Origin of the sequence: Aquaticitalea lipolytica (assembly GCF_014641635.1) — a bacterium.
GTDB classification, from domain to species: Bacteria; Bacteroidota; Bacteroidia; order Flavobacteriales; family Flavobacteriaceae; genus Aquaticitalea; species Aquaticitalea lipolytica.
Map to the genome: position 1 here is coordinate 1,041,889 of NZ_BMIC01000001.1, position 16,418 is coordinate 1,058,306.

Annotated in this window: 9 protein-coding genes; 5 read left to right on the top strand and 4 right to left on the bottom strand. The window is 31.9% G+C overall.

Annotated elements, in window-relative coordinates:
• Positions 1-35 precede the first annotated feature (35 nt).
• The 4 genes from mdxK to IEW41_RS04880 form a co-directional block, all read right to left on the bottom strand.
• The gene (gene mdxK / locus IEW41_RS04865) at positions 36-2,342 is read right to left on the bottom strand and encodes a maltose phosphorylase MdxK (RefSeq protein ID WP_188605200.1); all 2,307 of its coding nucleotides are present in this window, start codon (positions 2,340-2,342) and stop codon (positions 36-38) included.
• An 81-nt stretch (positions 2,343-2,423) separates the two neighbouring features.
• Positions 2,424-3,080, bottom strand: coding sequence for a beta-phosphoglucomutase (pgmB, locus tag IEW41_RS04870; protein ID WP_188605201.1), 657 nt, complete (start codon positions 3,078-3,080; stop codon positions 2,424-2,426).
• A 2-nt stretch (positions 3,081-3,082) separates the two neighbouring features.
• Positions 3,083-4,456, bottom strand: a complete 1,374-nt coding sequence (locus IEW41_RS04875; RefSeq protein WP_188605202.1) for an MFS transporter — start codon at positions 4,454-4,456, stop codon at positions 3,083-3,085.
• A 130-nt stretch (positions 4,457-4,586) separates the two neighbouring features.
• On the bottom strand, positions 4,587-5,627 hold the full coding sequence (locus tag IEW41_RS04880) for a LacI family DNA-binding transcriptional regulator (protein WP_188605203.1): 1,041 nt from the start codon (positions 5,625-5,627) through the stop codon (positions 4,587-4,589).
• A 285-nt stretch (positions 5,628-5,912) separates the two neighbouring features.
• Here IEW41_RS04880 and IEW41_RS04885 point away from each other — a divergent pair, with 285 nt between their 5' ends.
• The 5 genes from IEW41_RS04885 to IEW41_RS04905 all read left to right on the top strand — a co-directional run bounded on the left by IEW41_RS04885 (position 5,913) and on the right by IEW41_RS04905 (position 16,267).
• The gene (locus IEW41_RS04885; RefSeq protein ID WP_188605204.1) at positions 5,913-8,801 is read left to right on the top strand and encodes a SusC/RagA family TonB-linked outer membrane protein; all 2,889 of its coding nucleotides are present in this window, start codon (positions 5,913-5,915) and stop codon (positions 8,799-8,801) included.
• Between the two features lie 31 nt (positions 8,802-8,832).
• A complete protein-coding gene (locus IEW41_RS04890; RefSeq protein ID WP_188605205.1) occupies positions 8,833-10,431 on the top strand; it encodes a RagB/SusD family nutrient uptake outer membrane protein in 1,599 nt (532 codons plus the stop codon).
• 13 nt (positions 10,432-10,444) lie between these two features.
• Positions 10,445-11,782, top strand: coding sequence for a SusF/SusE family carbohydrate-binding protein (locus IEW41_RS04895; RefSeq protein WP_188605206.1), 1,338 nt, complete (start codon positions 10,445-10,447; stop codon positions 11,780-11,782).
• A gap of 67 nt (positions 11,783-11,849) precedes the next feature.
• Complete coding sequence (locus IEW41_RS04900) at positions 11,850-14,723, top strand: alpha-amylase family glycosyl hydrolase (RefSeq protein ID WP_188605207.1); 2,874 nt, start codon at positions 11,850-11,852, stop codon at positions 14,721-14,723.
• Between the two features lie 329 nt (positions 14,724-15,052).
• Positions 15,053-16,267: a site-specific integrase gene (locus IEW41_RS04905; protein WP_188605208.1), complete on the top strand. Its 1,215-nt coding sequence runs from the start codon at positions 15,053-15,055 to the stop codon at positions 16,265-16,267.
• Positions 16,268-16,418: the final 151 nt, after the last annotated feature.

A 16,418-nucleotide genomic window follows, 5' to 3' on the forward strand; every position in this document is an offset into this window, starting at 1 on the left:
AGTTGTAAAATTATAGTTATGGAAGTTTCATAATATTATATGGTTACTAAATTATTAGGAGAGATTCTCACTTTTTTGTCTTTAACAAAAATGTCTAAATCTGCATCGCCTTCTAATTCAAATTTTGTGTCCTTTTGACATACATTCACTTTTAAAATTTGATTTCTGAAGTTTACTTTAAATGAATAACCTTCCCACTGTTTTGGAATTTTAGGCTCAAAACTTAAGGAGTTATTCTTTACACGCATTCCTCCAAAACCTTCAACAATACTCATCCAGGTTCCAGCCATTGAGGTAATGTGTAAACCTTCTTCTACTTCATGATTATAATCGTCTAAATCTAATCGAGAGGTACGCAAATAAAAAGTATAAGCTTGCTCCATTCTATCTAATTTAGCAGCCTGAATACTATGTACACAAGGAGATAATGAACTCTCATGAACTGTAAATGGTTCATAAAAATCGAAATGACGCTCTAATTCTTCAGTTGTGAATTGGTCTTCAAAAAAGTAAAAACCTTGTAAAGTATCTGCTTGTTTTATATATGGCGAACGTAATATTCTATCCCATGACCATTTTTGGTTAATTGGTCGTTGCGATTTATCTAAATCGGCAACAGTAATAAGTTCTTTGTCTAAAAACCCATCTTGCTGCAAGTATACGTTATGCTTTTCGGAATACGGGAAATACATATTATCAGCAACTTTCTTCCATTGCTGCAATTCAGTTTTAGAAAGTTTTGCTTTATTCATAATTCGTGTATAATCTGAAGCATAATCAGACTCTATTCTATCAATGTTTTCTAACGTATAGTTTATACACCATTTAGCAATATAGTTGGTATAAAAATTATTATTTACATTGTTTTCATATTCATTTGGGCCAGTAACACCAAGAATTACATATTTGTTTTTATCGGTTGAAAATGTAGCGCGTTGATGCCAAAATCGAGCTATTCCTATAAGAACTTCTAGTCCTTTTTCTGGAATGTAACTATAGTCTCCTGTGTATCTATAATAGTTAAAAATGGCAAAAGCAATGGCTCCATTACGATGTATTTCTTCGAAAGTAATTTCCCATTCGTTATGGCATTCTTCTCCGTTCATAGTAACCATTGGATACAAAGCAGCTCCGTTTTTAAATCCTAATTTTTCAGCATTTTCAATGGCTTTTTGCAAATGATTATATCTGTACTCCAGCAAACTTCTTGCTACATTTTGATCTTTAGTTGCCATGTAAAATGGAATACAATATGCTTCAGTATCCCAATAGGTTGAGCCTCCATATTTTTCTCCTGTAAATCCCTTTGGACCAATATTTAAAGTTGAATCTTTTCCTAAATACGTTTGATTAAGTTGAAAAATATTGAAACGAATACCTTGCTGTGCTTTTACATCACCATTAATAGTTATGTCTGACATGTTCCAAATGTTTGCCCATGCATGCTTTTGCATTTCTAACAAACCATTAAAACCTAATTTACTTGTCTTTTCTAATATTGCTTTTGCAGCTGAAACAAGTTTTGCTTTATCATGATTTCTGTCTACAGTATAACCTCCAAATTTATGAATTGCATAAGTTTCTCCTTTACTAACAGCTTGCTTATAACTAAAAGACACATAATTAACTTGAGAATTAGTTGTTGGCTGATTTGAAACTGCTTCTCCATTAATAAACACACTAGACTCCATAAAAGTACAAGTGTGAAAATTTGTTTTCATTGTTTTAGCTTCTATAAAAGCTTGATTTTTCTCATGACTTACATTTTTAGTATCCCAAAACTTATCATCCCAGTTGCTGTCTTCATTTGTAATACCAGAATCTAAATACGGTTGAAATGTAATTTCTGCATTACTATTTTTAGGTGTGATTTGATATTGTATTGCTCCAACTTCATCAATATCTAAGCTTAAAAAACGTTTTGCTTTAACTTCTATTTCTATATTGTTTTGTAGTGTTGCTAAAAAACTACGAGATAACCAACCTTCTTTCATGTTAAGCTCTCTACGAAAGTTTTCAACTTTTTTGCAAGTAAATAAGTCTAGGGCTTCTCCATTTACAAAAACGTTTATCCCAATCCAACTTGGCGCATTAAGCACTTTAGCAAAATACTCAGGATAGCCATTTTTCCACCAACCTACTCTTGTTTTATCTGGATAATAAACTCCTGCAATATAACTTCCTTGAAATGTTGGTCCTGAATATTGCTCTTCAAAATTAGCACGTTGTCCCATGGCACCATTACCAATACTAAATAAGCTTTCAGATGACTTTACGTTTTCAGTATTAAAGCCTTCCTCAATAATTGACCAATTATTTGGTTGTATATAATCTTGATTCATTTGATTTATTTCGTCTTGTAATTCTTAATGATTAGAGAGTCTCTCAAATTGAGATTCTCACTTTCATTAGGAATAACAAATTCATTTATTAATTAATTCTTTTAAAAATTCTGTACTTACCTCAGTAAAATCATTAAACACATAATCTGCTTCTTTAAGTACACTTTTTTCTCCTATACCTACTGATATCATACTTGCAATATTAGCTGCCTTAACACCTGCGAGAGAATCTTCAAAAACAATACAATCTTTTGGCAGACAATTTAATTGCTTTGCTGCTTTTAAAAATACTTCAGGATTGGGTTTTGCTTTTGTAACATCATTACCATCAACGATTGTATCAAACTTTTTAAATAAGTTTACTTTTTTTAAAATCTCTCTTGCATTTTTACTTGCGGAACCTAGCGCAATAGGTTGATTGTTTTGTATTAAAAAATCTAATATTTTAGTTACATCTGGAAGAATTTCATTTTCGTCCATTTTATTGATATAGCTTAAATAATCGTCATTTTTTAAAGCCATAAGTTCCATAAACTCATCTTCACTAATACTTTTATTGCCCCAAGCCAAAATCTTTTCGAGCGATTTAACTCTACTAACTCCTTTTAGCTGTTCGTTTTGAACTTCAGAAAAATCGACACCTATGCTATTTGCTAATTTTTTCCATGCCAAAAAATGATACTTCGCAGTATCAACTATTACTCCATCTAAATCGAATATAAATGCTTTTTTACTCATTTTTATAGTTCTTCTGCTTGATATGAAATTGCATTTTTATTAGTGATTAACAAATTACATAAACCAGCAATAATTAAACTTATACCTGCTACTGTCATTGCATTTATTGCTTCTTCACCTAAAAGCCCAGAAATAAAATTAATACCTCCAAGAGCTGCAATAATTTGTGGTATTACAATAAACATATTGAAGATTCCCATAATAACACCCATTTTTTTAGGGTCTACAGAACTTGATAACATTGCATAAGGCATTGATAAGATACTTCCCCAAGCAAAACCAATAAGTATAAAGCAGTACATTAAATTTTCAGGTGATGCATAATTCATTAAAATAAATCCTAGTCCACCAAATATCAAAGAAAACATATGAACTAGCTTACGATTTATGTTCCTTTTTGATGTATATAAAACTAGTAATAAGGCAAATGCCATTGAAGACAAACCATAAATACCCATCGCAGAACCAACTAAATTTGAAGATTTTTGAAATGCAGTATTTGCTATATCAAAAGCTTGAGCTTGAGCAGGCAAATTCATATCATATGCTGCCTCAATTGGTGCTGGTGTTTTATAAACGTGCTCTGTTAAAGCAGGATTTGCTAAACTCCACATAGTAAAAAAGGCAAACCATGAAAAGAACTGAATAACACCTAGCTTTTTCATTGTAAGAGGCATACTTCCAATATTATTTAAAATATCAGGAATAAAATTATTTTTTTTAGCCTTTTCACGTTCAAACTCTTCCATATCTTCTGGAGGATACTCTGTAGTTGTAAAGACAGTATATAATATACTAATCAAAAACACAAAAGCACCAATCGCAAATGCAATTTTCACTGACATAGGCACTACTCCCAAAGGTGCAGAATCACTAACGCCGAGTTTAGAAACTAACCAAGGTAAATTACTAGCAATCCAAGTTCCTATTCCAATAATTAATGTTTGTACAACAAACCCATATGAACGCTGAGAGTTTGGTAGTTTATCGGCTACTAACGCTCTAAACGGTTCCATTGATATGTTAATGGATGCATCTAAAACCCATAAAAATCCTGCTGCAATCCAAAGCGCAGGAGAGTATGGTACAAAAAATAAAGCTAGAGAGCTTAAAATAGCTCCTATGAGAAAATATGGCCTGCGTCTTCCCCACTTAACACTCCAAGTTCTATCGCTTAGATACCCAATTATGGGCTGAACAAGCAAGCCTGTTAAAGGCGCAGCAATCCATAATAAAGGAATGGCGTCTTTTTCAGCTCCTAATGTTTGAAATATTCGAGACATGAAGCCTCCTTGTAAGGCAAAACCAAATTGGATTCCTAAAAAACCGAAACTCATGTTCCAGATTTCCCAAAATCCTAGTGTGCGCTTTTTCATCTATAGTATGTTTAAATTAATACTATTGATAAGCGATATTACTTATCAAAACTTATTAGTAGAAGTGAAAATATAAGTTTTGATTATGGGATAAAGATAGTAAAGTTTTTAAATTTGCAATATTAATTTTCTATTTGGTTGAATTTCTTTCTATTAATTCTGTCTCTATAACTACTGTTTGATACTGTTCCTCTTGGTCTTCGTGCTCTAATTTTTCTATTAGTAATTCTGCAGCTTTTTCGCCCATTTCTTGACCATGCTGACTAACTGTTGTAAGGCTTGGTGTAGCGTGTTTAGACAATACACCATCGGTAAAACCAATAAACTGAATATCATCTGGTATCCTCAGTCCACGTTTTCTAGCTACTTTCATTCCTATAATAGCATAGAGTTCGTTTACAGCAAAAACACCATCTATTTTTTTATTATTTAAAAATAATTGTTCTATTTCAGATTCTAGAGATATTAAATGATCTTCTGAAACTAATTCGTCGTCTACTTTTAATATTAAGTTAGAGTTTGGACTCATTTTATAATCTTCTAATGCTTCTAAATAGCCTTGAGTTCTTAACTTCCCGACACTAACATAGTCTTTAGTGGTAATAATAGCAACATGTTTACACCCATTAGATAATAGTTTGCTTACTGCATTTTTAGAGCCTTTTAAATCGTCAATGATAACTTTATCGCATTCTATTTCATTAACTACTCTATCAAACATAACAATTGGCATCCCTTGGCTAATTGTTTCTTTAAAATGGTGATAATCTTGTTGCAATAATGTCTCTTTAGAGATTGACAAAATAAAGCCATCAATACTACCATTTGCTAGCATTTGCATATTAATCACTTCTTTATCAAACGATTCGTTAGATAAACCAACAATTACATTATATCCACGTTTGTTTGCAACTTGCTCAATACCTCGAATTACCTTTGAGAAAAAATGGTGTACTATTTCTGGAATTATAACTCCAATCGTTTTTGTTTTTCTGTTTTTAAGACTTAACGCAATATTATTAGGTCTATAATTATATAGCTTGGCAAAAGCCTGAACTTTTTCTCTAGTATCTTCACTTATTTCAATACTATTCCGTAACGCTTTTGAAACTGTTGATATTGAAACATCTAGTTCTCTTGCTATTTGCTTTAATGTTATTTTTTTCTTCATTAAAATGATATATAAAAGGAGTAAATCTTGCCTGAAATTGATTATTAAATTATTGCATTTCAACCATTTTAATTCCAAACACGACAATAAAGGTATTATTTTATTAATAATTCGGTAATATTTTCGTCAAAAACTAGCAATTTAAAAAAGTTGTCAACACGAAAACGTTTTCGTAAAAACATAAAATTGAGCTAGCCAAAAATTAACATAAAATTTACATAAGTTTATAGCTAGAAGTGAAAATATAACGAAATAATTAAAAGCAACTAACTTTAAAAATATTGTATGAAAACATTTTTAAATAGCTTATTGGTACTACTCTTTTTTATACCCTCAATACTGTTGGCTCAATCAACAGTTTCTGGTACTGTAACCGATAAAGCTAACGCATTACCTTTACCAGGTGTAAATATTTTAGTCAAAGGCACTTCTGTTGGAACAACTTCAGACTTTGACGGAAATTATACTATATCTGCTAAATCGGGTGACGTTATAGTTTTTTCTTACGTAGGCTTTAAGACTCAAGAAATAACTTATAACGGACAATCAAAATTAAATGTAACCTTAACCGAAGATGCAGCTCAACTAGATGAGATTGTATTAATTGGATATGGTTCAACAACAAAGCAAGATGCAACTGGGGCAGTTGAAAAAATTTCAACAGAAGAATTTAATAAAGGAGCTATTGTTTCGCCAGAACAACTGTTGGCTGGTAAATCTGCAGGTGTTCGTGTAACTTCTAATAATGGTGCTCCAGGTGGTGGATCAGAAATTAGAATTAGAGGTGGTGCATCTTTATCTGCTAACAACTCTCCATTGATTGTTGTTGATGGATTACCTTTAGATCAAAGAGGTGTTCAGGGTGTGAGAAATCAATTAAACGCAATTAACCCAAATGACATTGAAGATTTTGTGGTTTTAAAAGATGCATCTGCAACAGCTATTTATGGTTCTAGAGCATCTAATGGTGTTATATTAATTACTACTAAAAAGGGAAGCGCAAATACTCCAATTAAATTTGAGTATGATTTAAAGGCTTCTTCTTCACAGGTTAATGATTATGTAGATGTTTTAGATGCGACTCAGTTTAGAGCAATTGCTGAAACAGATACAAACTATAATGCAAGTTTACTTGGAAATTCAAATACTAACTGGCAAAAAGAAATTTACCAAACAGCTATTGGAGCAATTCATAATTTAACTGTATCTAAAGGGTATGAGAATTTTAATTATCGTATTAATTATAATCATACTTCGCAACAAGGTGTTTTAACTGGTGATTTATATGAGCGTAATGCATTAAACCTTTCGTTTGTGCAACGTTTATTAAATAATGACCTTAAGTTAACATTAACAACAAAAGGCATTTTAGATGATAACAAATATGCTGACAATGGAGCCATTGGAGCTGCGGTAGCATTCGATCCAACTCAATCAGTTTACAATGCCGATGGCACTTATTTTCAGTATACAGGAGAAAATTTAGCTCCTATTAATCCTGTTTTCACTTTAGAAAACAATAATAATAGAGCTAGAAATAAACGAAACATTACAAATTTTAATTTAGACTATAAGTTTTGGTTTTTAAAAGAATTAACCTTTAATCTAAATGCTGGAATAGATTATTCTGAATTAAATGGAAAGCAGTTTAATGCAGCTAGACCAACTAATTCAGCTAGTTTTCCTTATAAAAACTTCTATTCAGGGTTCAATCGTAATACTTTACTAGATTTTTACTTTAACTACAAAAATAATCTAGAGTTAATAAATGCTAAAATTGATTTAACTGCTGGACATTCTTATCAAGAATTCTTTATTAAATCCAAACAAACAGAAACAGAAACAGCTACGACATTAGTAGTTAGAACCCCTGTAATTAATAGAAATGCTTTAGAATCTTATTTTGCACGTGTTAGTTTTGATATAGCAGATAAATATCTTATTTCTGCTAGTTACAGACGCGATGGGTCATCTAGATTTGGACCTAAAAATAGATGGAGTAGTTTTCCAGGTGTATCTGTAGGTTGGAAATTAACAAACGAAGATTTTTTAAAAGATTCTTTCTTCTCTAGTTTAAAATTAAGAGCTGGTTGGGGAAAAACTGGTCAACAAGAAATTGGAGCAAATTATGGATATTTAGGAGTTTACACTCCTGGTAGAAATGATGCAAGTGTTCAAATTGGCGATATATTTGTTAATACCTTACGCCCAGAAGAGTTTGATGAAAACTTAAAATGGGAAGAAACTTCACAATATAACTTAGCATTAGATTTCGGATTTTTCAATGACAGATTAACAGGTACTGTTGATGCTTATTACAGAGAAACTGAGGATTTATTAGCAACTGTACCAACTCCTGCGGGTTCAAACCTTTCAGATTTATTGACTACAAATGTAGGTTCTGTATTAAGTAAGGGTATTGAATTAAGCTTAAATGGCGAATTAGCAAAATCTGAAAATTTCAATTGGGATTTAGGAGTTAATGTTACATTACAAGAAAACAAAATCACAAAATTATCTTTAGGTAATGATCCAAACTTTTTAATTGCTCAAGGAGGCATCTCTGGTGGTGTTGGTAATAACATTCAACTATGGAGAGAAGGTTTAGATCCATCTACATTTTATGTGTTTAGACAAGTTTATGATAATGCTGGTAACCCAATTGAAGGTGCTTATGTAGATGTAAATGGTGATAATCAAATTACTGAAGCCGATAAGCAAGCTTATAAAAAGGCTTCGCCTGATGTTTTTGCAGGATTAACAAACACATTAACATATAAAAATTTAGACTTTAGTTTTACCTTCAGAGGTAGTTTTGGTAACTATATGTATAATAATGTTGCTTCAGACAGAGGTAATATTACTACAGTTAATAATGCTCCTGGTAATTACTATCCAAATGCCCATGTTAGTGTTCTGTCTACAAACTTCAATAATCAAAATCTATTCTCAGATTTATATTTACAGCGTGCAGACTTTGTTAAACTAGATAACATTTCTATAGGCTATTTAGTTCCTGGAGAGAAAATAACATTTAGAGCTTCACTTACAGCTACTAATGTACTTACAATAACTAAATATGATGGATTAGATCCAGAAATATCAAACGGAATAGATAACAATTTTTATCCAAGACCACAAATGTATGTGCTAGGATTAAATTTCACATTTTAATATGAAAATTAATAATATTAAACACAAAGCTATGTTAAGAATAATTAAAACAGTCTTTTTTGCCTTTATAATGATTGGGTTTATTCAATCATGTGAAAGCAATCTAGATTTGCAACCAGAAGACAATCGTCTTACTGCTGATGCTGTTTTTGAAGACCCAGCAGCATACAAAGCATTTTTAGCTAAAATATATGCAGGAATTTCTTTAAGTGGGCAACAAGGTCCAGCTGGTGACGCAGATTTATCTGGTTTAGATGAAGGATTTTCCAACTACTTAAGATTGTATTGGAAAATGCAAGAACTTACAACTGATGAAGCAATAATTGGTTGGAATGATGGAACTATAAAAGATTTACATGCACAAACCTGGACATCAGGTAATGAGTTTATTCGTACTATGTACAGTAGATTATTTTATCAAGTAGCATTAACAAATGAGTTTTTACGTCAAACAACAGATGCTAAATTAGATGCAAGAGGTGTTGATGCTGCATTAAGAGCAGAAATTCAAGATTACAGAGCTGAAGCTCGCTTTATGAGAGCTTTAACTTACTGGCATGCAATGGATTTATTTGCTAATGTCCCATTTGTAACAGAAAATGACCCTATTGGAGCATTTTTACCACCACAAATACAAAGAGCAGATTTATTTGATTATGTAGAATCTGAACTGTTAGCTATAGAAAATGAAATAGTACCAGCAAGACAAAACGAATATGGTCGTGCTGACCAAGGTGTTGTTTGGATGCTTTTATCAAAACTCTATTTAAATGCTGAAGTATATACAACTACACCTCGCTACTCAGATGTAATTACGTATACAAATAAAGTAATTGGAGCTGGTTATTCTATTTCAACAAATCCATATTACCATTTATTCTTAGCAGATAATAATACAAATGGCACTCAAACTGAGGTTATTTTTCCAATTGCTTTTGATGGTTTAAATACTCAATCATTTGGTGGTATGACATTTTTAGTACACGCACCTGTTGGAGGGAGTATGACACCTTCTAACTACGGGATTAATGGTGGTTGGGCTGGAGTTAGAACTACTGCAACTTTTGTTGAGCAATTTCCAGGAGAAGAAAATTCAGCAGATGGTAGAGCATTATTTTATACAGATGGTCAAACAAAAGCAATTGCAAATGTTTCACCTTTTACAAATGGTTTTGCAATTGAAAAATTTAGAAACGTAGATGTAAATGGTGTACAGGGTTCTGACTCTACTGGTGATTTTGCTGATACAGATTTTCCAATGTTTAGATTAGCAGATGCATATTTAATGTATGCTGAGGCATATATAAGAGGTGGTGGAGGCTCTGCTGCAAATGCTGTTACTTATATTAATCAACTACGAGTTAGAGCTTATGGCAATTCAACAGGAAATATTACACAGTCAGATTTAACTTTAAATTTCATTTTATCAGAACGTTCTAGAGAATTATTCTGGGAAGCTCATAGAAGAACTGACTTAATAAGATTTGGACAATTTTCTAGTCAAGGTATTTGGCCTTGGAAAGGAAACGTAGCACAAGGAGTAACAACTGAAAGTTTTAGAGATGTTATGCCAATTCCTGCTACAGATTTAGGTATAAATACCAACTTGCAACAAAATGAAGGATATTAAAAAAAATAAACAAATGAAAAATTTAAAAATTTTAGGATTATTAATTATAGCCTTATTAGGTTTTAATTCTTGCGAAACTCAAGATGATGTTGTTTTTATAGCACAAGAAACTGAAGGTTTTGTTTTCACGAACTCTACTCAAGCTAACTATATATTAACTACTGGAACTGCCAGTAATTTAGCAGAAAGATTTACTTGGAATAATGCTGATTTTGAAGTTCCAACAAATATTACTTATGAGCTACAACGCTCCATTATGGGTGATTTTAGTGATTTAGTAGTCTTAGGTTCTACAAACGGAAACGAACTTGCTGTTACTATAGGTCAAATGATGAGTATTGCTACAGAAGCTGGTTTGGATGCAAATCCAAATACAGCTGAACCAAATACAGGAGCATTTTCTGTAAGGTTAAGAGCTTATGTTGGTAATGGAGGTTCAACAGAAGTATTTTCTGATGTAAAAACCATTTCAGTTGAGTTATTAGAAAATACAGGTGGTGGAAGCGGAATAACACCTTCAACTTGGGGAGTTGTTGGTTCTGGTTATAATAATTGGGGAGCTTTTGCAGATGGTGTATTCTATACAACTAGTACTGCAGATGTATTTGTAGCTTATGTAACTTTAGTAACAGGCGAAATTAAATTTAGAGAAAATAATGATTGGGGAAATAATTTTGGAGATACTGGTGCTGATGGGACTTTAGACGCTGGAGGAGATAATATAGCTGTTACTGCTGGTAATTATAAAATTACTTTAAACTTAAGCAACAACACTTATACTATGGAAGCATTTTCGTGGGGAGTAGTTGGCTCTGGTTATAATGATTGGGGAAATGCTGGTCCAGATGCTAAATTTTATTACGATTATACAACAGATACTTTTAAAGTTGGTGTAAAGCTTCTAACTGGTGATATTAAGTTTAGAATGAACAATACTTGGGTAACAGATTTTGGTGATACTGGTGCAGATGGTACATTAGATGCTGGTGGAGACAATATTGCTGTGACAGCAGGACATTATACTATTTCTTTAGACTTTAATGCTGGTACATACTCAATAGATACTGATGATGTATGGGGAGTTGTTGGGTCTGGTTATAATAATTGGGGAGCAACTCCAGATTTTGCCTTGACAGAAACTGAACCTGATGTTTGGGTTGGTGATATAGCAACTTTTGTCGCAGGTGAAATTAAATTTAGAGTCAATAATGATTGGGGAACTAATTATGGTGATACTGGTGCAGATGGCACTTTAGATGATGGTGGAGACAATATTGCTGTTACTGCTGGTTTATATAGAGTTAAACTAGATTTAGCCAATGGAACTTATAAATTAAATAAAGTTCAATAATAATATTATAAAAAATTAAAGGGCTGATAGTACACATCAGCCCTTTTTCAATTAAAAAATATTTGCTATGATTAAAAAAATATTTTTAATATTCTTTCTATTTTCTACGGTTGTTTATTCTCAACAACAAACAATAACATATTCAATTACTCCAACAGTTTTTGAAGAAACAGATGCTATTACATTAACTATTAATGGCAATAGCATAAATGAAGCAACATGGGGAGTTACTGGTAATGCGCTATATTTATGGTCATGGTCTTATGATTTAAACCTATCAAATCAACAAGATTGTCCTACAAATGGCACTTGGACAAATTCGAACGAAGCCAATCGTTTAACTTATAATAGCGGAAACGACACCTATACTCTAACTTTTACTCCTACTGCATTTTATAGTAGAACAAATATTGGAAGAATAGGCTTTTTAGTTAAAGCAAAAGATGGTACAGGAGACAAAAAATCTCAAGATGTTTTAGTCGATGTTGGTTCTTTTAGAGTAACAATGGGTAATCCTGCTCAAAATTCTACTACAATATTAACTTCAGGCAGTAATCTATCCATAAGCGCTAGTAATATTGGTGGCAATGCAAATTATGTTCTTAAATCCAACGGATCAATAATAAACTCACAATCTAATATTGCTTCATACTCATATGCTCATAATAATATTACCGAAAATCAAAATTATAAATTAGAAGTCACACTTAATGGAGATACTATTACTAAAGAATTTTCGGTGTTAATAGATCCTGGCTCTAATATTGGCATAATGCCAACAACCTATCAAGATGGCATAACATATTTAAGCAATACAGAAGCTGTATTAGTCTTATATGCTACTGGAAAAGATTTTGTTTATTTAGCAGGTAGTTTTAATAACTGGCAACCTACTTCGGCATATGCAATGAAAAAAGATCCAACCAGGAACAATAAATTTTGGATAACATTAACTGGTTTAACACCTGGACAAATTGAAACTTATCAGTATTGGGTTGCTGACAAGACTCCATTAGCTAACTCACCTGCTTTGGTAAAAACAGCTGATCCTTATTCTACTTTGGTTTTGTCTCCATTTGATGATCCATACATTCCTGCTGCCTCTTATCCAAATATGCCAACATATCCTGTTGGACAAGAAAGAGAAGTTACAGTATTACAAACAGGGCAAACACCATATAACTGGCAAGTCACAAATTTTAATAAACCTAAAAAAGAAGACTTAATCGTTTATGAGGTTTTGGTAAGAGATTTTGATGTAGATAGAAACTATCAAGATTTAATTGATAGAATTGACTATTTCAAAAATTTAAATATTAATGCTATTGAATTAATGCCTGTAATGGAGTTTGAAGGCAATGAAAGTTGGGGTTATAACACAGCTTTTCATATGGCTTTAGATAAATTTTATGGTACTGAAAATAAGCTAAAAGAATTAATTGATGTTTGCCATCAAAATGGTATAGCAGTAATTTTTGACGTTGCATTAAATCACGCTTTTGGTAGAAGTCCTATGGTTAGAATGTGGATGAACGATCCTGATAGTGATGGATGGGGAGATCCAAGTACAGAAAACCCATACTTTAATACAGTAGCAAGACATAGTTATAGTGTTGGAAGTGATTATAATCACTCTAACCCTAGAACTAAAGACTATGTTAAACGCGTCATTAAGCATTGGATTGAAGAATTTAAAATAGACGGATTTCGTTGGGATTTAACTAAAGGTTTTACTCAAAATTGTACAGCTAATGATCAAGGTTGTACAAATTCTTATCAAGCTGACAGAGTTGCTATTTTAAAAGAGTATGCAGATTATTCTTGGTTATTAGATCCAGATCATTATGTGATTTTTGAACATTTAGGTAGTGAAAACGAAGAAAAAGAATGGGCTAATTATAGATATAGTGAAGGAAAAGGTGTAATGATGTGGGGGAAAATGACAGACCCCTATAATCAACTTACAATGGGCTTTGATTCTAATAATAACATTAATGGGATTGGTCATAAATCACGTCCTTCGTTTTTAGGAGCTCGTATTATTGGCTACCCTGAAAGTCATGATGAGGAACGGTTAATGTATAAAAATTTACAGTTTGGTAACTCAACAAATTCATCTCATGATGTTAAAAATCTAAATATAGCTTTATCAAGAATGTCTGCACTTGGTGCAGTTAGTCTAACAGTTCCAGGACCTAAAATGATTTGGCATTTTGGTGACTTAGGTATGCAAAATTCTATTTTTACATGTAATAATGGTACTGTTAATGAACCTGGCGGGACAGATGGTGATTGTAAATTAGACACAAAACCACAACCTCAGTGGTCTGAAAATTGGCTTGCTAATTCTAATAGAAATAAAATTTACAATGATTGGTCTAGAATTAATTATTTAAAAATAAATGAAGCTGTTTTTGAAGGTGATTATACAATTAACTCAGGCAATTTAACTCCAACCATCTTAATTAAAGATGATGCATTGCCATCAACACAACTTAAAGATGTGGTTATTTTAGCAAACTTTGATGTTAACTCTCAAAACATTACGCCAAATTTTCCATATACAGGAGATTGGTATGATTTAATGGATGCTACAGGAAGTACTTTTATTAATGTTACAAGTGTTACTAATCCAATAACAGTTGCTGCAGGACAATTTAAAATGTATGGTAATAAAGCTCCAACATTATCTGTTGAAAACGAAGAGTTGAGTTTATCATTTAAAATTTATCCAAATCCTGTAAACAATTCGTTTAACATTAATAAAAATGCTAATGAATTAAGAATTTATGATTTAACAGGAAAACTTGTAAAAACATTTAAAGGGGAATTTACTCAAAATAAATCGTTTGATATATCAGAATTAAATGATAGTATTTATCTAGTTAAGATAAAAAATAACGAAGGACAAGTATTAACTTCTAAATTGATTAAAATTTAGCCTAAGATTAATAGCATTTATAATTAAAAAAGCTTCTCAATTACTTGAGAAGCTTTTTTCTTTTTGTACAGGCGGGGAGACTCGAACTCCCACACCTCGCGGCACTAGATCCTAAGTCTGGTATATATTGCACCAATAAAACATAAATTAACTCATTTTCAATGATTTATGTTTTTAATCATTTTATTTAAGGTCAATTAATATCAGTTAATATCAACATTTGTTGTACCTATGTTGTACCCAAAATTCCTAATAAAGACGTATCTTTAGAGTGAATTTTTGACAAAATGTTGTACCTGATTTGGCTTTCGTATCTAAACAGGTTAAAAATGTCAACAAGTGCAAAAATAATTCTTCGCAAAAAACCTAATTCTAAAGGACTATATCCTCTTGCTATTAGGATAACCAAAAACCGTCGTTCAACTTATAAACAATTAGGCCATTATATTGAATTGGAAGATTGGGATTCAAAAGACTTAAAAGTAAAAAAATCTCACCCTAACGCAGACAGCTTAAACAACCTTATAGCATCTAAACTTTCAGAAACTAGGAAAGGACTGATTTTTTTACAAACCAACAACAGGGATGCATCTGCTCAGCAAATTAAAAGAGAAATTTACAAACCAAAATCTAGCCTAACATTTTTTGATTTTGCTAATGAGCATTTAGAAGGCTTGCAGGCTGAAAACAAAATTAATCGCTACTCAACAGATTCTGCTTGGCTTAGTTATATAGAAAAATATTGCTCTGGTCGACATCTTACTTTTCAAGAAATCGACGAGTGCTTTCTCAAAAAATTCAAAATATACTTAAAAGGTTCTTGCTCATTAAGTGAAACTACTACAATGAATGTAATGGTATTAATAAGATTGCTGTTTAATAGAGCCATTCGGGACAAAGCTGTAAGTAAGGAAATATATCCTTTTGGTAATGGTAAATTCAAAATCAAGTTTCCAGAAACCGTCAAAATAGGATTATCTGAAATAGAGATAAAGGCCCTTGAAAATTTGACCAACCTTTCAGAAACCGAAAGACACTCACTCAATGTATGGTTGTTTAGTTTCTATTTTGCTGGAATGAGAATATCGGATGTTTTGTTAACAAGGTGGTCTCAAATTTATGATGGTAGATTGCATTACCGTATGAGCAAAAATTCCAAATTATTATCCCTTATGATTCCCGAGAAAGTCAAGACCATTTTAGCGTATTACATATCGACCAAAGATAGTGACAACGATTTTGTGTTTCCAGAAATGAAGAAAGCTGATTTATCTGATGCTATGGATATTTACAGAAAGAAAAAAGTTGCCAATAAGAAATTTAATACCCATTTGAACAAACTTGCAAAAAAAGCAGGTATTAAAAAGAAGATAACCATGCACATTGCCCGTCATTCTTTTGGCAATATTGCAGCAGACAGCATTCACCCTCAAATGCTTCAAAAATTGTATAGGCATACAGATTTAAAAACAACCATTAATTATCAGGCTAACTTTATATACAAAGATGTAGATGAAGCCCTAAAGAATGTCATAAATTTCTAATCTTAGCAAAAAAAAAGAACAGCTAAACGACGACATAACCAATCTAATTAAGATAAGTTTACAGAACAATCTTATAGCTTTACCTACTGGTTCTAGTTGATTTAAATGGGTTCATTGTTGCTTTTTCACAAATCAATTCAGATTAAAAAAC

What these genes read in the sequence shown, in the direction of transcription:
- mdxK (WP_188605200.1), bottom strand. Translation starts at nt 2,342, where the DNA reads ATGAATCAAGATTATATACAACCAAATAATTGGTCAATTATTGAGGAA.
- pgmB (WP_188605201.1), bottom strand. Translation starts at nt 3,080, where the DNA reads ATGAGTAAAAAAGCATTTATATTCGATTTAGATGGAGTAATAGTTGAT.
- IEW41_RS04875 (WP_188605202.1), bottom strand. Translation starts at nt 4,456, where the DNA reads ATGAAAAAGCGCACACTAGGATTTTGGGAAATCTGGAACATGAGTTTC.
- IEW41_RS04880 (WP_188605203.1), bottom strand. Translation starts at nt 5,627, where the DNA reads ATGAAGAAAAAAATAACATTAAAGCAAATAGCAAGAGAACTAGATGTT.
- IEW41_RS04885 (WP_188605204.1), top strand. Translation starts at nt 5,913, where the DNA reads ATGAAAACATTTTTAAATAGCTTATTGGTACTACTCTTTTTTATACCC.
- IEW41_RS04890 (WP_188605205.1), top strand. Translation starts at nt 8,833, where the DNA reads ATGTTAAGAATAATTAAAACAGTCTTTTTTGCCTTTATAATGATTGGG.
- IEW41_RS04895 (WP_188605206.1), top strand. Translation starts at nt 10,445, where the DNA reads ATGAAAAATTTAAAAATTTTAGGATTATTAATTATAGCCTTATTAGGT.
- IEW41_RS04900 (WP_188605207.1), top strand. Translation starts at nt 11,850, where the DNA reads ATGATTAAAAAAATATTTTTAATATTCTTTCTATTTTCTACGGTTGTT.
- IEW41_RS04905 (WP_188605208.1), top strand. Translation starts at nt 15,053, where the DNA reads ATGTCAACAAGTGCAAAAATAATTCTTCGCAAAAAACCTAATTCTAAA.